Raw genomic sequence first — 20,775 nt, 5'->3', positions numbered from 1 at the left:
ATATGCCGGAGTATTCCTGTTTGCTTCTTCGTGAGGGTGTTAATTGGACTAATTTATGCAAGGGAAAGAGACGTTCCAGCAATGGAACGTCTCTTTCCCGATTATTGGGAACGCATTTTATATTCAATGTTACCTACATATATTAGAAGCCTTTATATTGTGGTTCTTCGTTTTCCAATTGTTGGACTCGACTTTCAACCTGCTGCAAGATTTGCTGGGCTTGCCCGGCTGCATTTGTGTAAAGGGTTTTTGCTTCTTGGTTTTGAGTTTCTAAAGCAAATTGCTCAAGGCTTGCTTGAGCGCTTTTTAAAGATGCTACGCAAGTCTTTACTTGGGATGCTACTGTCAATGATATCACCTCCTATCCACAACAAATTTATTATCGAACTTAAAGATATTTTTTATGCGTCTGTTAAATTTATTCCTAATTCAGAATGGGAAATGATTTTAACGCTTACTCTTCATAACATTGGTGAATCCGACAAACAATTTATATTGCAGTTATGCTGACAGAAGGAGGATTATAAAGTGCCAACCGGATTTGAAGTGGCTTATCGAACGTTATTAGCGGTTGTCATACTGTTCGTTATTACCAAGTTGTTAGGTAAAAGACAAGTATCTCAACTGTCCATGTTCGAATACATTACCGGGATTACGATCGGCAGCTTGGCTGCTTACATTTCTTTGGATTTAGACGCGAATTGGTATTTAGGCATAATCGCTATATCGGTTTGGGCTTTCGTTTCATTGGGCATTGAATTTCTGCAAATGAAAAGCAAAAAGATGCGGGATTTTATTGACAGCAAAGGAACTGTATTAATTAAAGACGGGAAAGTGTTGGAAGATAATTTAAAAAAGGAACGGCTATCCACTGATGATCTCATGGAACAATTGCGCAAGAAAACGGTATTTAAGGTGGCGGATGTCGAATTTGCGGTCATGGAACCAAGCGGTGACATTAACGTGCTGTTAACTCGGGAAAATCAACCGCTTACCCCCAAACATCTAGGGATCAAGGTCAGTCCCGAGCAGGAGCCTCAAGCGGTCATCATGGACGGCAAAATCATGGACGAGCCATTAGCAACCTTGGGGTTAAGCCGAGAATGGTTAAATACGGAATTAGAAAAACTGGGTGCGGCGATTGAAAATGTATTCCTGGGCCAAGTCGATTCGTATGGCCAATTGTATGTGGATTTATATGACGATCAAATCAAAGTGCCTCTACCGCAAAAAAAGGCTGTTTTGTTCTCAACATTAAAGAAATGCGAAGCCGATTTGATGCTATTTGGACTGACAACGAGAAATAAAAAGGCTAAAAACATGTACGAACATTGCGCGAAACAAATGGAAGAAATCATTTCGGAATTAAAACCCGTACTTCATCGATAGGGGAGTGTTATGATGTCGAACGATAAGAAAAAAGACTTGACTCCTGTTCAACAGGAATATAAAGAGCTTGCCAAAAAAAGAGAGCCGAAAAGACCTGTTTTCAAAAATTGCATTCGTGCCTTTATCGCTGGTGGAGCGATCTGTTTGTTAGGTCAAGCCATTCAGGAGATGTTCGTGCATTGGGGCGGCTTTGACGAGAAAAAAGCAGGCAATCCCACGGTTGCTGTACTGATCATAATCTCCGTGATTTTAACCAGTCTGGGCGTATACGATAAAATCGCTCAATGGGCAGGTGCCGGTTCAGCCGTACCTGTTACCGGGTTTGCCAATTCGATGGCATCAGCGGCTATTGAGCACCGTAGTGAGGGCCTAGTCTTGGGTGTTGGCGGTAAAATGTTTAAGCTTGCGGGCCCGGTTATCGTTTTCGGCGTCGTTGCTGCATTTATTGTTGGGATCCTTCACCTTCTATTTAACCCAAATGCTGTAGGAGGGCATTAGAATGCTAATAGGTCACCAAAGCTGGAAATTTGAAAATCGTCCGATTATACGGGGGGCCGCAACTGTTGTAGGACCGTTTGAGGGACAGGGCCCGCTTGCGAACGATTTTGATATCATCCACGGAGATTTAATGTTAGGTCAGGATAGCTGGGAAAAGGCGGAGAAAACGTTATTGGAGGAAGCCGCAAAGCTCGCCGTCGAGAATGCTGGATTAACCAAGGAACAGGTCAATTTCTTTGTCGGCGGAGATCTGATGAATCAAATCATAAGCAGCAGCTTTGCTGCCCGAACGTTAGCCATTCCTTATCTCGGTGTGTTCGGAGCCTGCTCGACTTCCATGGAAAGCCTGGCTATCGCCGCTATGATCGTAAATTCCCGTTCTGCCAAATACGTACTGGCCAGTGCTTGCAGCCATAACGCCTCAGTTGAAAAACAATTTCGATACCCTACGGAGTATGGTTCCCAGAAACCCCCGACAGCGCAATATACGGTAACGGGCGCCGGCGCATCCATTGTTTCGCATGAAGGCAAAGGTTTGGCTGTGACATCAGCTACTATCGGCAGGGTTATAGATATGGGGCTCACGGATCCCTTTAATATGGGGGCTGCCATGGCTCCAGCTGCTGTCGATACGATTGAAGCCCATTTCCGCGACTTGCAAATTGAACCGGGATATTACGACCTGATCGTTACCGGGGATCTTGCCAAAGTCGGGTACGAAATTGCCTGCGATTTATTTGAGAAACATAAGGTGCCGATCAAACAAACCGAATATTTCGACTGCGGAATGATGATTTACGACTACGAAAAACAGATGGTGCAAGCTGGTGCAAGCGGCTGCGCGTGTTCGGCAGTTGTTACTTATGGACATCTGCTTAAGCGAATGCGTAAAGGAGAATTAAAACGAATACTTGTCGTGGCAACCGGAGCTTTATTATCACCAATTTCCTACCAACAGAGTGAAAGCATTCCATGTATCGCTCATGCGGTATCGATTGAGAATGGAGGTAAAGAATGATCTATTTATGGGCTTTTATTATTGGAGGAGCAATTTGCGTTTTCGGACAAATCTGTTTCGATGTGTTTAAGCTGACTCCGGCACATACGATGACGCTTTTGGTTGTCCTCGGAGCAATTTTTGACGGTGTCGGTCTTTATGATCCATTCATTGAATTCGCAGGTGCAGGTGCAACTGTTCCGATTACCAGCTTTGGCAATGCCCTTGTGCATGGGGCTTTGGAAGAATTAAAAAACGTTGGGTGGGTTGGAATTATCACCGGGATCTTCAAGGTAACGAGCGCAGGCGTTTCAGCCGCGATTATCTTCTCATTTCTTGCGGCTTTAGTTGTAAAGCCAAAGGGTTAATCTAAAAGCTGCAAAAAAGCACCCAGCGAAGGCCCAGCGAAGGGTGCTTTTTTGCAGCTGGATCATCGGCTTATAACGGCTGAAACTGGTTGCGTCTTGATATATAATGTGCAGCTAAATAGAGCAAGAAATAAATGAAGAAAGAAAAAAAACTGCTCCAGTGCAAGGGTACGTATAATCCTAACCAGCCCATGACGGGTTCGCTGACGAAGGAGTTAAACGAGGCCAGTACCAATGCCTTTACCCATGGATAAAAACTGGGTTTGTATTGCAATAACAGCATAACCTCTATAGCAATGAACGTTTCGAACGGGATGTAAGGCGGGATACTCGGTAACAGTTTTTACGGATAGTACCATAAACCGAAATTATTCCCCATAAAATCGAGCCAAGATGCCGTCAAAAGCACAAAAAAACCGGCGTACAACAAACGATCCGTGCTATCCCTTTTTCGAAGAATGACCCAAACGGCAATCGGTACGATGAATAATGCCAAGCTGAACCACCATTGCCAAGTAAACAGCACATGATTTTTCCACACATGAAAATAGTCAATGCTGTCGCGCGCGGTATTCATAATTAATTCTTTTATATGTTTTAGATAATCTTCCTGGGTCTTCATGGCAGTATTTCCCTCAACATTCCAGCGATTGCTACACAGTTTTGACACATTTTCAATTGCATAAACATGTCAATCGGGCGATATTCAAGTCGCAAAATGGGGATTGGATGCAGGTACGGACTGTTTCATTTTCCATAAAAAAAGGTTGTCATTTCTGAAAGCGCTTAATATAATAAAGTTATATAAAGATTATCGATAATCGATAATAGGGATCGGAGATGATCGCAGCTTGCTTGAAAACGAACCCGTGTTACCCTTCAACTCCATCAGTACGGAGGTTTATGCAACACTGAAAAGAGCTATTCTCACTGGCGAGATGCATCCAGGCACCCGTCTCCGTGTGCTGGACATCGCGGGTAAATACCAGATCAGCCAAGCTCCGGTCCGCGAAGCGCTGGAGCGGCTCAAGCAGGAAGGGCTGATCGTCGGCCAGCACAACAAGGGCTCGGTCGTTTCCAACATCACTTCCAAGGAAATCCGGGATATATTCGTCCTGAGGGAGATGATCGAAGGTTACGCCGTCAGGCAGTCGATGACGCTGCTGACCGAAGCCGATTACGACGCATTGAATGACATTCTGCACCAAATGGACGCGGCAGTGAAAGAACGCGACATCCTGAAAATTTTGGAGAAGGATATGGACTTTCATGGATTCTTCTATAAAATGTGCGGAAATCACGTCATTATGGAGCTTTGGCAGCAAATGAGAACGAAAGTGATGAGGTTCATGGCGATCTCCAACCGCCACTATACGACGGAAGGGCTGGTAGATTGGCACCGGCGGCTCGTCGATGCGTTGCGGTTGGGAGACGCCGCCGAAGCCGAACGACGTTTCATCGAACATATGCATTCGTACAAAAGCATCCACTTGGATTGACGCTTCGCAGTCCTGCCGTTTCTACCTTTGTCAAAGGGGGAAAAGAGTATGCTGGATCACGGACAGCTTATTAAAGACGATATGATATTGACGTGGTTGAGGGACAGGTTCCTGAGAGACCTCGTTGACCGTCCTGTTCATTCCAATACTGGCCTAAAGGAAACGATGTCCCGATTAAACCTGAATCCGTACTTCAACTTTCCCGCGATCGCTCTCCTCGACGCCGGCGGCGTCCCGGAACGCGAGCATGAGAAAGCGGCTTACATGGAGCGAATGCGCGACTATTTGCTGAGCCGGGTATCCGACGGCAGCGTTGTGTTCATGGACAAGGAAGGGAGGGTCGGGCTGTTATTCTCCTGGGTGTCCAAGCATGTTCTTGAGTCTGTCTGCCGGATGCTCGACGAACAATTTGGGCTTCCCGTGAACATTGGCGTCGGCATGCCATGCCAGCATCTCTCGGAAGTACACGGCTCGTATCGGCAGGCTGCCGCGGCGCTTGAGAACCGGTTTTACCGGGGAAACGGAACGATCATTTATTACAGCGAGTTGGAAGGTTACCGGCCGCTCAAAGAATATCCGTCAGCCAAGGAAAAGGAGTTTTACGAGGCGGTCAAAGCCTCGGACTCCGATGAGGAAATCGTGGAAGCCGTTGACGAGTTCTACAAGTCCGTACTGCTGCGAGGTCCCATCGACGTCCGCAGCATCTATGAGCTGACCGTGAGGCTGCTAGTCGGGCTGGAAAAGCGCGCGTTGGCGGAAACGGACCAGACCGATGGCTATAAGCCGGTTGAAATCATGACGATCATCAAGCTGGACTCGTTCGAGGCGCTCAAGCGGTATGTGGCGGGGTTCGCCGCGGGGCTGCGGGAAGTCATGTCTATGAACGGTAAGGAAAGCCACCGAAGCATCATCAAGAAAACACTCCATTACATGGAACAGGACTGCCAGAACGTGACTCTGTTCTCTGCCGCGAAAAAAGTGTATATGACCCCGACTTATTTGAGCCTCCTTTTCAAGATGAATATGGGGAAGACGTTCATCGACCAACTGACCGACATCCGAATCGAGAAAGCAAAGGACATGCTGAAGCGCACCCACATGAAAAACTATGAGGTGTCAGAGCTGGTGGGTTCAAGGATTCCCGTTATTTCAGCCAAATTTTCAAGAAAAAAACAGGGGTTTCCCCAAGCGAGTACCGGGATTCCAAAGTGGATTAAACGCATGTTCAAGCCCGGAAGACGAGGCTGTGTCAAAAGTGAATAACTTTTGACACAGCCTCTATCTTTTATACCGATTATGGTTTTTGCGGACCACTGGCAGGGTCCTAGAGCACAGACTGACTCCGTTTTCTCTCATTTAGACCGCTGGCAGCGGCTTGCCGATATCTTAAAAATACGAATTCCTTTTTGAAAAAGGGTTGTCCTTAAAGACGAACGCTGCTCTGAGGACCGTCGCCGTCATGCTTGCGCGCTTCTGCGATCTCTTTCTCCCAGTTCAGATGACGATAGTCGGCGGCTGCCGGATCGTTCTGGAACCAGTTGATGAAGTCGCCCTTGAGCGTCGAATTCCAGGGAGAATCGATCTGCGCCGTGGAGTAAGTCCCTTCCTTGAGCCTGACGAAGCCGAATATATCGCGGACCTGCGACTTCTCCGCCTGTTCGGCGGCCAGTTCGGCGATGTGCGGCGGAATGAAGATGACGCCGGCGGGCGTACCTAGCACGACATCGCCTGGCAGGCATACGGCACGACCGATTCGCGTCGGCACGTTCATGCCGACCATCGTCACGTCCGCGATGGCAGTCGGGTCGCTGCCGCGATAGAACACATTGATATTATCGATCTCGACGACCTGCTGATTATCCCGTATTCCGCCCCATATGACGGCGCCCCCGCGTTTTGTGCGGGTGGAGATGGCCGTGGAGAGATTGCCTCCCACATACGTCCCCAGATGCACTTTATCGAACATGTCGACCACGACTACGTCGTCCTCCTCAAGCGAGTCGATGACCCACTGGTTGAAGAAGCCCTTGCGGCCTTCCTGCTCATGTCCATATTGAAGCAGCGTCTCATGCAGGTCAGGCCGCTTCGGCACCATGACTGCCGTCACGGCGCGGCCGACCATGATTTTGTCCGGATGAATGATCTTGAAGTCGCCTTCGAATTGAAACTGATAGCCTCTGTTCCACAGCGGCCCCCATGCTTCCTCCAGCGTAATTTTACGAATTCGGCGGAGCACGTCCTCCGGCACTTTCGGCCGCCCGTTCGGGAACCGTTCACCTTTCCATAGGGGCGTAATCTGAACAATGTCTTCCGGGTTGTCAAACTTCATTCGTTGCACCTCTTCCGGGAATTAGATTACACGCGTTCTACAACGCATCTTCATCTATTGTTGGGGACATTGCCGGATTTGTCGATGCGACGATTTTAAGGCTTTTTGACCGGGTCCATATTTTTGTCGCACTACCGAACCCTTTCGACATTTTGTCCGTAAGGTTCCTGTAAAAAATCAAACAAATTCATAATTCTCTCTCCTGTAAATTAGAAACGTCGTTCGTTTATAGTAGGGCGTAACAATAACTGCCAAAGACAAACGTAATGGGAAAGGGAATGGGGGACTTGGGATGAGCGCGAAGACTTCAACAAAAACACGCTTGGAAAAATGGTCCATAAGAAAACGAAAGAATTCGGAAGAAACAAACATCGCGGGATATATTTTCATTTCACCATGGCTGATCGGGTTTCTTCTGCTGACGTTATGGCCGATAAGCCAGTCGTTATACTTATCCTTCACTGAATATTCGCTGCTGTCGGAACCCGTATGGATCGGAAGCGACAACTATGTCAAGATTTTCACCGATGATTCCACCTTCATTAAATCGCTCAGCGTTACTTTCACCTTTGTTCTGTTCTCCGTTCCTCTTAAGCTGTTTTTCTCCCTGATGGTTGCCATTGCTCTTAATAAAAGCATTCGCGGCATGAATTTGTACCGGACGGCGATCTATTTTCCGTCGCTCATCGGAGGCAGCATTGCGGTAGCGGCGTTGTGGCGCAACATGTTCGGGGCGGACGGGTACGTCAACCAGATTCTGGCGTGGTTCGGCATTCACGGACCGGCGTGGATCTCTAATCCCGATACGTCGCTAGGCACATTGATTCTGCTGAACACCTGGCAGTTCGGTTCGACGATGGTCATCTTCCTTGCAGGTCTCAAGCAAATTCCGCAGGAGCTCTACGAATCGGCTTCCGTTGACGGCGCCGGCAAAGTCCGTAAATTCATAAGCATCACGCTTCCGATGCTGTCTCCCGTCGTATTTTTCAACCTTGTGCTTGGAGTCATCGGCTCGTTCCAGACATTCACGTCGGCATTCATCATTACGCGAGGCGGTCCGATCAACTCAACCTATGTGTATGCCATTTTTCTTTACGAAAAGGCTTTCAAGCATTACCAGATGGGTTATGCTTCAGCGCTGGCGTGGATTCTGCTTGTCATTGTGGCAGCGCTTACAACCATCAACTTCTTCGCTTCCCGTTATTGGGTGTTCTATGAATCGGGCGGGGGGAGAGCGAAATGAAGCCTCATGCGAAGTTTACGAATCATCTGCTTCTGACGGTGTTCTCCGTCCTGATGCTGTACCCGGTCATCTGGTGGATCGGCGCCTCACTGAAAACGACCGCCGAGCTGACCTCGCCGTCGCTCTGGCCGGCGACTCCGATGTGGGAAAATTATACCAAGGGCTGGAGCTTCTCCGGTGAGTATACATTTACGCACTTCTTCGGAAACACGCTGCTGATGGAGTTAGGCAACGTAACCGGAGGCGTGCTGACCGCGGCGATTGTCGCGTACGGTTTCGGCCGACTAAGATTCAAGCTTCGCGGCTTTTGGTTCTCGGTGCTCCTTCTCACGATGATGCTGCCCGGCCAGGTAACCGTTGTGCCGCAGTACATCCTGTTCAACAAGCTGGGCTTCGTGGACAGCTATGTTCCGTTGGTCCTGCCGCACTTCTTCGGAGGGGGAGCGTTCTTCATCTTCTTGCTCGTGCAATTTATCCGCGGCATTCCGCGCGAGCTCGACGAGGCAGCGAAGATCGACGGCGCGTCCGTATACGGCATTTTCCTGAGAATTATTTTTCCGCTCGTCAAGCCTGCCTTGGTGACGGTCGCCATATTCACGTTCATCTGGAGCTGGGACGATTTCTTCGCGCAGGTGCTCTACTTGAGCTCCATCGACAAATTCACGGTCGGGCTGGCCCTGCGCATGTTCATCGACCAGTTCGACATCCAGTGGGGCCAGCTGCTGGCCATGTCGCTGCTGTCTGTGGTTCCGTCCGTCGCGATCTTTTTCTTCGCGCAGAAGTATTTCGTCGAGGGAATCGCGACAACGGGCCTGAAAGGATAGATCTTGCAATACGTAAAACAAATTATTGAAAAGGGGAGAACGATGATGAAAAGGTCAAAAGGGTTACTGGCAATGATGATTGCCTTGCTGCTTGTGCTGTCGGCATGCAGCGGCGGCAAGAATAATACTGCGGCGGAGAACACAAGCAATACCGGTAAGACGGACGAAGACAAAGCCAGTTCCGACGCCGGTGCGGCGAAAACGCTCAGCATCATGTGGTGGGGGCCAGACGCGCGCCACGAAGCGACTAAGAAAGCGCTGGAAATTTATTCGCAGCAAAATACGAACGTCAAGTTCAAGCCGGAGTTCATGGCCTGGGACGCCTTCTGGCAGAAACTCCCTACGCTGGCAGCTTCGAAATCGGTCACGGATGTGCTGCAGATGGACGCCGCTTTCATCCAGGAATATGTATCGCGGGGAGTGCTCGAGGATTTGTCGGATATCGACTTGAGCGGTATCGTCGATCCGAACGTCATCGATAATCTGAAGATCGGCGGCAAGCTGTACGGCATTCCGCTCAGCCAGAACGCGCAGGGCATCGCCTACAACAAGGAGGAGCTGACGAAACTCGGCATCCCGTTGCCGAAGAAGGACTGGACATACGACGAGTTCTTCCAATGGGCGAGAGACGCCAAGGAGAAGCTGCCGGACGGTAAATATCCGATCGGCGACACGACGACATGGGACAGCTTTAACTACTACCAAACGGCGATGGGCATAGACCCGATCATGTCGGACGGCGGCAAGAAGTTCCTGCTCGACAAGGAGCTGTTCATGAAATTCTACAAAGCGTATGAGGATTTCCGCAAGCAGAAAATCGTGCCGCCGGCCGATAAGGCTGCCGCATTCCTCGAGAATGACCCGAATGCCGACCCGATGGCGTCCGGCGTCGTCATGACCCGCGGCGCAACGACCGGCTCGGTGAGTGCGCTGGAGCAGCTGATGCCGGGCAAAGTCGGCGTCGTCAATCTGCCGACGGGACCCGCGGGCGGAGGCTGGGCGCAGTCTACCATCTTCCTCAGCGTGTCCACGGACTCCAAGAACAAGGACGAAGCGAAGAAGTTCGTGAAGTGGTTCATCACCGACAAGGAAGCCGGCAAGGTGCTGGGCTTGACCAGGGGACTCCCGATCAATCCGGAAATTTACAAGGATCTAGAGCCTGCGCTGGAGCCCAAAGACAAACTGGGCAAGGAAATCTATAACCAATCGCTCGATAAAGCGCTGCCGTTCTATGCGCCCGCTCCGGGTTTCTCGGAATGGGTGGACATGTACAGGAAGGAAATGGAAGCTGTAACGTTCGGTCAGCAATCGATCGAGGATGCCTATAGCAAGATCGATAAAATGGGCAAGGAGCTCGCGGCTAAAGCAGGCGGCCAGTAACTTGAGCTGACTGTATTTATCTAACGCATGAAAGGACTGATTCCGATATGCAACTTGCGGAGTTTCTGACGTCGCAGCCGAACCGGCTGTGGCGGCTAACCAGGCAGATGGGGCTGGACTACGCGGTCGGCGGGCTGCCGTGGGAGGAGAAGAGCGAGAAGCCCTGGGACTTGATGCCGCTCATCCGAATGAAACAAAGATATGCCGATTACGGACTGAACCTAGCCGTCATCGAATCGATGCCGACGAGCAACAATATCAAGCTGGGCACTCCCGGCCGCGATGAAGAGATCGATATCTTCCAGCAATTCATTACCAATATGGGCGCTGCCGGAATTCCAGTCCTATGCTACAACTTCATGGCCCAGTTCAACTGGTTCCGCACGTCGACGACAACAATGACCCGGGGCGGTGCGATTGTATCGAGCTACGATCACAGCCTGATGGCGAACGCGCCGTTCACGTCGGCTGGGATCGTGACGGAAGATCAGCTGTGGGAGAACCTGCATTATTTTCTGGAACGGATCGTTCCGGTCGCGGAGGAGGCGAGGGTGAAACTGGCGCTTCACCCTGACGATCCCCCGATGACGCCGATCCGCGGCGTCTCGCGGATTCTGCGCAGCGCTGATGCGCTGCAGCGCGCCATCGACCTCGTTCCGAGCTCGTACAGCGGCATTACGATGTGCCAAGGTACGCTGGCAACGGCCGGGGATGACATTCCGTCGGTGATCCGTCATTTCGCGCGGCAGGACAAAATGTTCTTTGTCCATTTCAGGGATGTACGGGGCACGGCGGAGAAATTCGAAGAGACGTTCCATGATGACGGGAAGACCGACATGCTGGCAGCAATGATCACGTATTACGAGGAAGGATTCAGCGGGCCGGCAAGGCCCGACCACGTACCGACGATGGATGGGGAGGACAACGAGAATCCGGGTTATGAGCTTCTGGGACGCCTGTTCGGCGTAGGATATATCAAGGGACTGATGGAGGCTGCGTCACGAACGGTGCAGTCGCAGCAGTTGCTATCAATTGGCAGAGAAACCGCATAACAAGCCCACGTAAAACAAACGCCTGTTTCCCGGCTTCGGGAAACAGGCGTTTGTTTTATATCTCAGCTCCACAAGCGGTCGTTGCCGTAAAACCGATTCCACTCATCGGTCGGCAGCCATATGCCGGGAATATCCGGATGCAGATGCTCGGCAAGCACTTCGTCGTTCAGGTCGTCGATACCGAGTCCCGGCGCGTCCGTGATCGTCAGGAAGCCATTATGGACGAGCTTCTTCGGCAGCTTGCTGCTGATGATGATATCGTCCCACCACGCAACCTCGACCGAATGATATTCGAGCGCCATGAAATTCTCCGTGGCTGCCGCAACGTGGGCCGCGGCCAGACAGGCGATGGGGCTCTCCGCCATATGGATGGCCATCGCGACGCCGTAATCCTGGGCCATGTCGCCGATTTTCTTCGTCTCGAGAATGCCGCCCGCGGTAAGCACGTCCGGATGGATGACGGATACGCCGCCGGTTTCCAGAAGAGGCTTGAAATTTTCCTTCAAGTAAATGTCTTCTCCCGTACAGATCGGCGTGGTGACCGCTCTCGCAAGTCTCGCATACTGGTCGGTGTAATGCCATGGAATCATGTCTTCCATCCAGGCCAGGTTGTATTTGTCGACGCGGCGGCCAAGCTTGATGCAGTCCTCGATCCCAATGTGGCCGAAGTGGTCGATAGCGAGCGGCACCTGGTAGCCGATAATTGAACGTACATCGGCCACGTACTGCTCCAGCATGTCCAGGCCTTTCTCCGTCACATGAATGCCGGTGAAAGGGTGGGGAATGTTGTTTATATCATAATGGCGGTTCGTTATTTCCCGGATTTGATCGTCCGTCATGTCGTTGAAGTTCTGGTTATAGCGGTTTTTCGACCGCTCCCGCATTTCCTCCAGGAAGCCGATCGGCGCGCTCAGAGTATCCGGTAGATGGATGATCTGTCCAATGCCTAGATCCATCTTTAGGAATGTGAAACCCATTTCCATCCGTTTCTTCAGCGCTTCGCCCATCGCTTTTCCCGAATCCTTGCCGGCCACCTCGGTATCGCAGTACATCCTGATCCTGTCGCGGAACTTGCCGCCCAGCATCTGGTAGACCGGTACGCCGTACGCTTTGCCGGCAAGGTCCCAGAGGGCGATCTCGATGCCGCTTACGCCGCCGCCTTGACGCGCATGTCCGCCGAACTGCTTAATCCGCCTGAATAGCTTGTCGATGTTGCAAGGGTTCTCGCCGAGCAGCCGACTTTTCAGCATTTGGGCGTATACTTTTTCTGCACCGTCACGAACTTCACCGAAGCCGACCAATCCCTGGTTCGTGTAAATCTTGATCAGGGAGCTGTGGAACGGCGCACCGATAATGTCGGTGAATCGGATGTCGGTAATGCGGAGGTCGGATGGACTGGAGTGTGCGGCGACATGGCCCAGCGTTTGCTCATACGTCTCTTTGTTGGACACAATAGACGACTCCTTTATTGGGGATTTAGGTATCGCGGTTACAATAGCATGCTCGCGCCGTCCAGCCGGATGGCAGTGCCCGTCATGAACGAGGTGGCGTCGCCGGCAATGTAGCAGACAAGCTCGGCTACGTCCGAAGGCAGGCCGACCCGGCCTCCCGGAAACTTCTTAAACAATTCGGGCGATTGCGCGGAGCCCGTCCTGAACTTGCCGACATCGATCGCACCCGGCTCGATCATGTTCACCGTAATGCCGTATCCGGCGAGCTCGATCGCGCTTTCGCGGCCCAACATCCGGATGGCTCCTTTGGACATCGCATAGATCGGATCGAAATCGGTCGGCCGCTTGGAATGGACGGACGAGACGAGGATGATCCGGCCGTGATTTCTGGATTTCATATGAGGGACAACGGCCTGAATGGTCTGCCAGTAGCCTTTCACATTCGTGTTCATCGTGCGGTCATATGTATCGTCGTCATGTCCGAACAGATCGAGATTGAGCTGCAGGGCGGCATTGCTGACCAGGATATCGATGCGGCCGAACCGGTCCGCCACCGTCTCGACCATTCGGTCGATCTCTTCCTTCGAAGCCACATTCGCCTTCACGGTGATACATGAGCCGCCGGCCTCGTCGATCAGACGCTTCGTTTGAAAGGCGCCGGCTTCGCTGCTGTTGTAATGCACGGCGACCGAAGCGCCGCGTTTTGCCAATTCGAGCGCGACACCCCGGCCGATGCCGGTGCCTGCGCCGGTGACGATCGCATTTTTTCCGGATATCGTCATGGATCCGCCTCCGTTTAGACTTTCTTCATTTTTCGATCGCTGTAGTGCATCAGGAATCCGCCGTCGAGCCGGATATCGGCGCCGTTCACATAACGCGCGCCATCCGAGGCGAGATAGAGCGCGAGTTCGGCGAGATCCCCGTAGGTACCTAGCACCGCATCCGGTACTTTGTACCGGTAATCGTCATAAATCGTGGTTAAGCGACTTGGGAAAGGGGGAGCATCCTCTTCAAGCGGTCCCAGCTCGATCGTATTCACATTAACGCCGCTGCGGCCAAGAATGAGCGCAGCCTCGCGGGCAAGCATCTTGACTGCGCCTTTGGAAGCGCTGTAGGCAAATGATGAACCTGTCGGCTTCTCCGCATGGATGGAGGTTACGTAAATGATTTTGCCGGATTGCTTAGCTCTCATTTGCCGGCCCGCCGCCTGCGTACAGATGAACGCCGATTTCGCATTGGCATTCATGACCGCAAGGAACGTCTCTTCGTCGCACGTTTCCACAAGCGCCGGCTTCACCAGATCAGCATTATGGATAAGCACATCGACGGTGCCGACTGCCTGTTCCGCTTCGCGGAATAGGTCGTTTACCTCTATGCTTCGGGACAGGTCGGCGTTAGCGACGAATACGTTCGAGCCTCCACGCCGCACACGGTCGAGGTTTTCTGCGATCTCTGAGCCGCCGGAAGCGCTGTTCAATATGAAGTGCGCTCCCTCCAGGGCAAGCCGGTGCAAGAACGCAGTCCCGGAGCCGGTGTCCGCTTCGGTAATGAACACTACCTTCTCTTTCAGTTTCATAGATCCCCTCCGAAGGCCGACACTTAGTGAAGGCATATTGCTTTGCAATCTAATCATAGTAATCCGGACTGGCAGGGGGCGATGCTATAAACTTAAGATTTTGTTTGTTTTTTTTCAAAATCATCGCTTTACCGAATCAAAGCGGTGGGATTATTTCTGTTGAGAAGGGAAGCTTATGGCTAAATAAGAAAGACGAGGATGATTCCGATATGGAAACAGAAATGTCTTACGGATCCGATTACCACTTTCTTCCTGTAACTTCTCTTAAGAGCGGTGTTGCTCATGAAGTGTTGCCGAATATACAAAGCCTAACGGTTCAAATCGTAAATGTTTATTTTGTAGGCGTTCCCGGAGAAGAGAATTGGGTATTAGTCGATGCCGGAATGCCAGGTTCCGCTGAAAGCATTATTAATGCAGCGGAAAGACGATTCGGACAGAAAAACTCTCCTAAAGCCATCGTGCTGACGCATGGCCATTTCGATCACGTCGGTTCGATTATCGAACTGATTCGCTATTGGAAAGTTCCAGTGTACGCTCACGAGGCCGAATTTCCGTACTTGACAGGAAAAGAAGCTTATTTGCCTGCAGATCCCTCCGTGGGAGGAATCGTAGCAAGAATGTCCCCGTGGTTTCCTAACGAGGCTATCGATATCGGAAGTCACTTGGAATCGTTGCCTTCGGATGGATCTATTCCCTATTTGCCGGATTGGAGATGGATCCACACGGAAGGCCATACCCGGGGTCATGTTTCCTTATTCCAAGATAGTACGCGGGCTTTGATCGCGGGGGATGCTTTTGTCACAGTAAAACAAGAATCTATCTATAAAGTATTCATGCAGGAACTCGAGATCAGCGGACCGCCGAAGTATTTCACGACGGATTGGACCGCGGCGAGAGAATCCGTTGCGAAGCTAGAGGCATTAAATCCCCGGATTGCCGTGACCGGACATGGTCTTGCTATGGAGGGGGAGCTATTATCGTCGAGCCTCCGTCGTCTGGTTTCACAATTCGACCAGATTGCCTTACCCGATCAAGGAAGATATCAGTAGCTAGCCGCACATACGTGGTGATGACGCCGAAAAAACCTCCGAATGTCGGCCAATGAGCCGCGTTTGGAGGTTTTTTCTTCAGTATGCTAGGCAGCGATATGCCGGGAATGCGGAGTCATGATCTACCACTTTTAACTGCAGTTTGCAATGCGAGTTCCAGCAATAAATTTTCACTGCTTTTTTCCAGCTTCATAGGGAATAGCTCCGTTTTTTCGGGAAGCATTTTCTTCAGTTCCGGAAATACGGCGGCAGAAGCATAAATTTTGTCCAAGTGCTGGATTGCCTCATTCAGACGCTCACGTTCATTCATTCCTATTATCTCAAAATGAAGCTGATTAATCCCGGCTTCCCGAATCCGGTTGGCCATCCATTCACCTCCCGTTTTCCCCAGACAAACAAATGCGACATGGGTACCTTGCTTCAGCTTGGCGATCTCAAGCAACAGAGAGGCTTCAATTGTTGCCCCAATCACAATAACCTTACTATCGAAGGGGGCAAAAAGCGCTTTGGCCTCCTCCGCATGATTCAATGTCGTTACGATGACATGGGAACGCTGGACAGCTTCTCTCGCGGCATCTTTATTTTCAGAAATGTCATCCAGAAATAATGTTTCTACTTCCCCATTGGTTGCTCGTTCTATGCTCTGGCGATAAAAAGGATGATCATGTCCTCTGCATTCCACCAGTAAAATTCGCAGCTTGCTGGCTGGATAGGGGGGATGCAGCAAGGAGTAGGCAAGGCCGGCTACAAAAAAAGACTTCAAATCAAATCCCATGGCCGCGGCCTCGCGAATGGTATTGTTCAAAAGCTGCTGCATAGGTTTCCGTTCTTCGCAGAGCTGCTTGGTCTCGCTCCCGCCGGTAATTTGCGTACCGCGTCCTTTCTGCATGGTAACAAGCCCCTCGTCACGCAGTTGGCTGTATACCCAGTTGACTGTATTCCGATTAAGCTCGAGCTCATCCGCTAATTGACTCGCTGAGGGAAGTATATCGCCGGCTTCCATTTGTCCAATTCCGATTAGCCATTTAAGCTGTTCTTTGATTTGTGTATTCACGTTAAAAGTTAACTGGGGATCAACTTGGAGGAAATATTGATTTTCTTTCATAATAAATACCTCATTTCATGGTTGACTAGTTATATTATAACGTTATTCTATACATAATCCAACTTTAAATTGAGAATAATGGCGTTGTCAAATATTTCAAAGAGTTATATAACTTGTTAACTAGTATAATATTCATAAGGTGGTGAGTGAAGTGAATAAAGCGCACAAAGCGGGATTTTGGCTGAAGATGAGAAGCAAAGACAGAAGTCCTTTAAAAGTCGTTCCAAGGAATGCGTTGATCGGTGCGATTGGCGGATTTACCGCCATAGCTCTTTTAGCTCTTCTTTCCGATCTAACAACAAATGTTTGGATTATGGCACCATTTGGCGCAACCTGCGTTTTGGCTTTCGGTCTCTGGGATGCGCCATTGTCCCAGCCGCGCAATATTATCGGCGGGCATTTCATTTCGACTTTAGTTGGGTTGCTGTGTTTTCATCTCTTTGGTCAAAGCATTTGGGTATTGGCAGTTGCCGTTGGTTTGGCGATTGGCTTAATGATGCTGAGTAAAACGACGCATCCGCCTGCAGGAGCCGATCCCTTGGTTGTAATTCTAAGCGGCAGCGGCTGGTCTTTTCTGATTGCGCCGGTATTGATCGGATCCGTGCTTATCGTATTGGTAGCTTTGGTAATTAACAATCTGGACAAGAAACGCAGGTATCCGACATTCTGGGTCTGATTGGAGGGATTCAACATGATGAAAGCAAGCAGGAGTTAAGCTGGTTGGAACCGAGGCCAACAGCGGGCACTTACCCATTTCCCAATTTATGAAGGATGGTTTTGTGCCTATTATTTTGTAAAAGAGCTGTCGTCAAGCGTGAAGTTAAAAAATTGTCGCGTAAATCGCGGCTTTTTTTTATTTATTGCTTATCCAACGCGTATTTGTTTTCGGAATACAACGCTTAATGTCCAATTAAGTATAAAGTTTCCAAAGCAGGTTATAATACAGCCAATCTGCCGTGTACAAAAAAGGTGATTGGATGATGGATTATATTAAAAAAAATAAAAATGAATCGCAAAAAGAGACAATTGCAATCCATCTGCACGAAAACATCGAAAAGGTAAAACAAACGCTTGGGAATAGTACCGATTTGATTATTAGCGAGTTGCGCATTGGCGAAAATGGAACGAAAAAAGCAGCGATTATATACACCGATGGTCTTGTCGATACGAAAACCATCCATAATTTCATGGAACCTTTCATGATCAGAGCTAGGGAAATAGAACCTGGAAAAGGTATGGACACTCCGCAGGAAATCCTGAGGTTCATGGAAGATATGACTGTTACCGTAGGAAGTATCAAGGAAATTACCGATTTTAGTTCTTTATTCAAATCCGTTTTATCAGGCGATACGGTCTTCTTGCTTGATGGCCTTGATCGGGGCATCGTAGCTAGCACGAGAGGGTGGGAAGATCGGGGTGTTTCGGAAACATCGATTGAGTCCGTGGTACGGGGACCAAGGGAAAGCTTCACGGAAACCTTGCGAACCAATACCTCATTAATCCGCCGAAGAATAAAGGATCCTCATCTTTGGATGGAAACTATCCAAATAGGACAGGTCACTCAAACGGATGTATCTATTATGTATATCAAAGGGATCGTAAATGATAAGGTCTTGAAAGAAGTACGGGAGCGGCTGAATCGGATAAATATCGATGGAATACTGGAATCCGGCAACATCGAGGAAATGATTCAAGACGAAACGTTTACTCCTTTTCCTACGATGTACAATACGGAACGTCCTGATGTCGCATCCGCAGGACTGATGGAAGGGCGCGTAGCCATTATCGTGGATGGAACCCCAATTGTTCTGTTGGTTCCGGTCGTGTTTACGCAATTTTTTCAGGCTTCGGAAGACTATTACAATCGGTCCGATTTTGGGGCTATGCGTGCTCTGCGGGTAGTCGCTTTCTTGCTTTCATTGCTTGCGCCTTCATTTTACATAGCCGTTACCACCTTTCATCAGGAAATGCTGCCGACCTCCCTGTTGATTAATCTTGCAACCCAGCGCGAGGGGGTTCCTTTTCCTGCTTTTATAGAAGCTATGTTCATGGAATTCACCTTCGAGATTTTGCGTGAAGCAGGGATTAGAATGCCGAGAATGATCGGGCCCGCCATTTCGATCGTTGGAGCTCTCGTTATTGGAGAGGCAGCCGTCCAAGCCGGGTTGGTTACTCCCGCTATGATCATCGTCGTTTCCATAACCGCTATTTCCAACTTTGTGTTCCCGGCCATAGCCATGTCCATTCCGATACGATTTTTACGTTTCGGTTTGATGGGGGCAGCCGCCGCGTATGGCATTTACGGGATATTCATCGGCTTGGTTGCGATCTATTTACACCTTTGCAGTTTACGTTCTTTTGGGGTCCCCTATATGTCGCCGATGGCTCCCTTCAACCTTTCCGATCAAAAAGATACCCTTTTTCGCTTTCCCCTCTGGGCGATGCGTACCCGTCCGCGTCTGATCAGTCAAAAAAATAAGGTTCGGGAACAAACGCAGAATCCGGAACCGGGCGAAAATCGACCATGAAATCGGGTGAACCTTTCCATGAAACAAAAAATCTTGTTATTGCTTCTATCGATGTCAATGATCGTGATCGGCGGCTGCTGGAGTCGCCGAGAATTAATGGAACTGGCTATCGTTGTCGGAATCGGGATCGATAAGAAGGAAAATGAATATGTGGTATCCTCTCAGGTGGTCATTCCAAGCGAAGCCGGAGGGCAAAAAGCCAGTCCCATCGGTTATGCTCCGACAACCAAATTTGTAGCTTCGGCACCAACCATAATTGAGGCTTTCCGTAAAATGACGACAATTTCTCCGAGACGAATGTACACGTCTCACGTACGAATACTCGTCATTGGTGAAGAGGTCGCGGAAGAGGGGCTCCAGGATGTTCTTGACTATTTTTATCGAGACCGTACGTTTCGACTCGATTTTTATGTCGTGATAGCTAGAAAGACGAAAGCTGAAAATATCCTGAGCATCTTCACCAAGTTGGAGAAAATTCCAAGCGTCAGTCTGTTCACTTCTCTTGCTACATCGGAAAAAACGTATTCCAACGCTAGAGGGGTGCATTTAGATGAATTGATTAATACCATGGTTAGTCCAGGTAAAAACCCCGTATTAACGGGACTTACTATCATAGGCGATGAAACGCAAGGCGAAACAAAGGATAATATTCAGCGAATAACCCCTCATACTCGTTTAAAAATTTCAACTCTCGGCGTATTAAAAAAAGACAAGCTCGTCGGTTGGTTATCGGATAAAGAGAGCAGAGGATTTAACTTCATAACAGGGCAAGTAATGGGCTCGGTGGGTGATGTTGTCTTACCTTCGGGAGGAAAAGTAGCGGTAGAAGCGTTCCGATCGGAAGCCCATATGAAAAGCAGGATCCGAAGGGGAGAACCGGAAATGGAGATTAAGATTCTCACCGAAGGGGACATCGCAGAAGTAGACGGCAGCATCGATTTGATGGAACAGAAGAACATTCAAATGTTGGAGAATTTACTGGAACAAAGGATAAAACATTTAGCCGAATCGGCAATAGAGAAGGGGCAAACGAAATTGAAATCCGATATTTTCGGATTCGGTGAAGTTATTCATCGCCAACATCCTAAAATATGGAATAAACTTCAAAAGAATTGGGCCGAAGATTTTGTTGATGTGCCAGTGAGAATCAAGGTGGACGCAAAGCTTCGGCGTACGGGCAAAGTACTCGATTCCTTTATTGAAGAACTGAACAAAAAGTGAAGGTGCGGTCGAGGATGACTGAGATAGGTTCTATTGTTGCATTTATGTTGATCGCTGCAGGGATCATTGCCGTTGAAGTTCCTTCGCTTCGGAATAGAAAGTTAAAAAAAGAAATGTTGGCTTTTTTCGTACTGCTTATGGTCGGATTGGGGATGAATATAGCTCAGACTTTAAATGCGCCCATCCCTTCGCCATTAGATTGGATAATTATCATTTTCAAGCCGTTTACTGGTTGGATCGCCGGTTTGTAAATAAAATTTGCTTAA

Annotated in this window: 22 protein-coding genes; 15 read left to right on the top strand and 7 right to left on the bottom strand. The window is 49.5% G+C overall.

Going from position 1 to position 20,775, the window contains the following annotated elements; translation table 11 throughout:
• Positions 1 to 142: 142 nt before the first annotated feature.
• The gene (locus tag E2980_RS19300) at positions 143 to 349 is read right to left on the bottom strand and encodes a DUF1657 domain-containing protein (protein ID WP_135153853.1); all 207 of its coding nucleotides are present in this window, start codon (positions 347 to 349) and stop codon (positions 143 to 145) included.
• Between the two features lie 179 nt (positions 350 to 528).
• On the opposite strand from E2980_RS19300, the gene E2980_RS19295 reads away from it, so the two are divergent.
• From E2980_RS19295 to spoVAE, 4 genes are read left to right on the top strand one after another with little or no spacing between them, the layout of a single operon-like run.
• Positions 529 to 1,389, top strand: coding sequence for a DUF421 domain-containing protein (locus E2980_RS19295; RefSeq protein WP_205699998.1), 861 nt, complete (start codon positions 529 to 531; stop codon positions 1,387 to 1,389).
• 12 nt (positions 1,390 to 1,401) lie between these two features.
• Entirely contained in the window at positions 1,402 to 1,887 is a 486-nt protein-coding gene (spoVAC, locus tag E2980_RS19290; protein ID WP_135153852.1) for a stage V sporulation protein AC, read from the top strand.
• Between the two features lies 1 nt (position 1,888).
• Positions 1,889 to 2,905, top strand: coding sequence for a stage V sporulation protein AD (gene spoVAD / locus E2980_RS19285; RefSeq protein WP_135153851.1), 1,017 nt, complete (start codon positions 1,889 to 1,891; stop codon positions 2,903 to 2,905).
• A complete protein-coding gene (gene spoVAE, locus E2980_RS19280) occupies positions 2,902 to 3,252 on the top strand; it encodes a stage V sporulation protein AE (protein ID WP_135153850.1) in 351 nt (116 codons plus the stop codon). The genes spoVAD and spoVAE overlap by 4 nt, the downstream gene beginning before the upstream one ends.
• 343 nt (positions 3,253 to 3,595) lie before the next feature.
• Here spoVAE and E2980_RS19275 read toward each other — a convergent pair whose 3' ends face one another.
• A complete protein-coding gene (locus tag E2980_RS19275) occupies positions 3,596 to 3,874 on the bottom strand; it encodes a hypothetical protein (protein ID WP_135153849.1) in 279 nt (92 codons plus the stop codon).
• Positions 3,875 to 4,103: 229 nt separating this feature from the next.
• On the opposite strand from E2980_RS19275, the gene E2980_RS19270 reads away from it, so the two are divergent.
• Both E2980_RS19270 and E2980_RS25255 read left to right on the top strand, forming a co-directional pair.
• Complete coding sequence (locus E2980_RS19270) at positions 4,104 to 4,751, top strand: GntR family transcriptional regulator (protein ID WP_240703106.1); 648 nt, start codon at positions 4,104 to 4,106, stop codon at positions 4,749 to 4,751.
• A gap of 48 nt (positions 4,752 to 4,799) precedes the next feature.
• Positions 4,800 to 6,014 carry a hypothetical protein gene (locus E2980_RS25255; protein WP_167747190.1) on the top strand — a complete coding sequence of 405 codons (1,215 nt, stop codon included), beginning with the start codon at positions 4,800 to 4,802 and terminating at the stop codon, positions 6,012 to 6,014.
• Between the two features lie 160 nt (positions 6,015 to 6,174).
• Here the strand turns inward: E2980_RS25255 and E2980_RS19260 are convergent, their stop codons facing one another.
• Complete coding sequence (locus tag E2980_RS19260; RefSeq protein ID WP_135153848.1) at positions 6,175 to 7,080, bottom strand: RraA family protein; 906 nt, start codon at positions 7,078 to 7,080, stop codon at positions 6,175 to 6,177.
• A 292-nt stretch (positions 7,081 to 7,372) separates the two neighbouring features.
• Here E2980_RS19260 and E2980_RS19255 point away from each other — a divergent pair, with 292 nt between their 5' ends.
• Genes E2980_RS19255 through E2980_RS19240 form a run of 4 tightly spaced genes read left to right on the top strand, consistent with a single transcriptional unit; the run spans position 7,373 to position 11,579 of the window.
• Positions 7,373 to 8,323: a carbohydrate ABC transporter permease gene (locus E2980_RS19255; protein ID WP_135153847.1), complete on the top strand. Its 951-nt coding sequence runs from the start codon at positions 7,373 to 7,375 to the stop codon at positions 8,321 to 8,323.
• Positions 8,320 to 9,147: a carbohydrate ABC transporter permease gene (locus E2980_RS19250; protein ID WP_135153846.1), complete on the top strand. Its 828-nt coding sequence runs from the start codon at positions 8,320 to 8,322 to the stop codon at positions 9,145 to 9,147. The genes E2980_RS19255 and E2980_RS19250 overlap by 4 nt, the downstream gene beginning before the upstream one ends.
• 45 nt (positions 9,148 to 9,192) lie before the next feature.
• Complete coding sequence (locus E2980_RS19245; protein WP_240703105.1) at positions 9,193 to 10,527, top strand: ABC transporter substrate-binding protein; 1,335 nt, start codon at positions 9,193 to 9,195, stop codon at positions 10,525 to 10,527.
• A gap of 47 nt (positions 10,528 to 10,574) precedes the next feature.
• Positions 10,575 to 11,579: a mannonate dehydratase gene (locus E2980_RS19240; RefSeq protein WP_135153844.1), complete on the top strand. Its 1,005-nt coding sequence runs from the start codon at positions 10,575 to 10,577 to the stop codon at positions 11,577 to 11,579.
• A gap of 62 nt (positions 11,580 to 11,641) precedes the next feature.
• On the opposite strand, the gene E2980_RS19235 is transcribed toward E2980_RS19240, so the two are convergent.
• From E2980_RS19235 to E2980_RS19225, 3 genes are read right to left on the bottom strand one after another with little or no spacing between them, the layout of a single operon-like run.
• Positions 11,642 to 13,030, bottom strand: coding sequence for a mandelate racemase/muconate lactonizing enzyme family protein (locus E2980_RS19235; RefSeq protein WP_135153843.1), 1,389 nt, complete (start codon positions 13,028 to 13,030; stop codon positions 11,642 to 11,644).
• 38 nt (positions 13,031 to 13,068) lie between these two features.
• A complete protein-coding gene (locus E2980_RS19230; protein ID WP_135153842.1) occupies positions 13,069 to 13,812 on the bottom strand; it encodes an SDR family NAD(P)-dependent oxidoreductase in 744 nt (247 codons plus the stop codon).
• Positions 13,813 to 13,826: 14 nt separating this feature from the next.
• Complete coding sequence (locus tag E2980_RS19225) at positions 13,827 to 14,606, bottom strand: SDR family NAD(P)-dependent oxidoreductase (protein WP_135153841.1); 780 nt, start codon at positions 14,604 to 14,606, stop codon at positions 13,827 to 13,829.
• Positions 14,607 to 14,815: 209 nt separating this feature from the next.
• On the opposite strand from E2980_RS19225, the gene E2980_RS19220 reads away from it, so the two are divergent.
• Positions 14,816 to 15,655 carry an MBL fold metallo-hydrolase gene (locus E2980_RS19220; RefSeq protein ID WP_135153840.1) on the top strand — a complete coding sequence of 280 codons (840 nt, stop codon included), beginning with the start codon at positions 14,816 to 14,818 and terminating at the stop codon, positions 15,653 to 15,655.
• 115 nt (positions 15,656 to 15,770) lie between these two features.
• Here E2980_RS19220 and E2980_RS19215 read toward each other — a convergent pair whose 3' ends face one another.
• Positions 15,771 to 16,760, bottom strand: coding sequence for a GntR family transcriptional regulator (locus tag E2980_RS19215; protein ID WP_135153839.1), 990 nt, complete (start codon positions 16,758 to 16,760; stop codon positions 15,771 to 15,773).
• A gap of 187 nt (positions 16,761 to 16,947) precedes the next feature.
• On the opposite strand from E2980_RS19215, the gene E2980_RS19210 reads away from it, so the two are divergent.
• From E2980_RS19210 to E2980_RS19195, 4 genes are all read left to right on the top strand, one after another.
• Positions 16,948 to 17,436, top strand: a complete 489-nt coding sequence (locus E2980_RS19210) for an HPP family protein (RefSeq protein ID WP_135153870.1) — start codon at positions 16,948 to 16,950, stop codon at positions 17,434 to 17,436.
• Positions 17,437 to 17,740: 304 nt separating this feature from the next.
• The gene (locus E2980_RS19205; RefSeq protein ID WP_135153869.1) at positions 17,741 to 19,288 is read left to right on the top strand and encodes a spore germination protein; all 1,548 of its coding nucleotides are present in this window, start codon (positions 17,741 to 17,743) and stop codon (positions 19,286 to 19,288) included.
• A gap of 18 nt (positions 19,289 to 19,306) precedes the next feature.
• Positions 19,307 to 20,509: a Ger(x)C family spore germination protein gene (locus tag E2980_RS19200; RefSeq protein WP_135153838.1), complete on the top strand. Its 1,203-nt coding sequence runs from the start codon at positions 19,307 to 19,309 to the stop codon at positions 20,507 to 20,509.
• 14 nt (positions 20,510 to 20,523) lie between these two features.
• Positions 20,524 to 20,760, top strand: coding sequence for a hypothetical protein (locus E2980_RS19195; protein WP_240703103.1), 237 nt, complete (start codon positions 20,524 to 20,526; stop codon positions 20,758 to 20,760).
• Positions 20,761 to 20,775 lie beyond the last annotated feature (15 nt).

It is taken from the genome of Cohnella luojiensis, assembly GCF_004564235.1.
Lineage (GTDB): Bacteria > Bacillota > Bacilli > Paenibacillales > Paenibacillaceae > Cohnella > Cohnella luojiensis.
The sequence above is the reverse complement of the archived record's forward strand: the minus strand, read 5'-3'. Positions and strand labels throughout refer to the sequence as shown.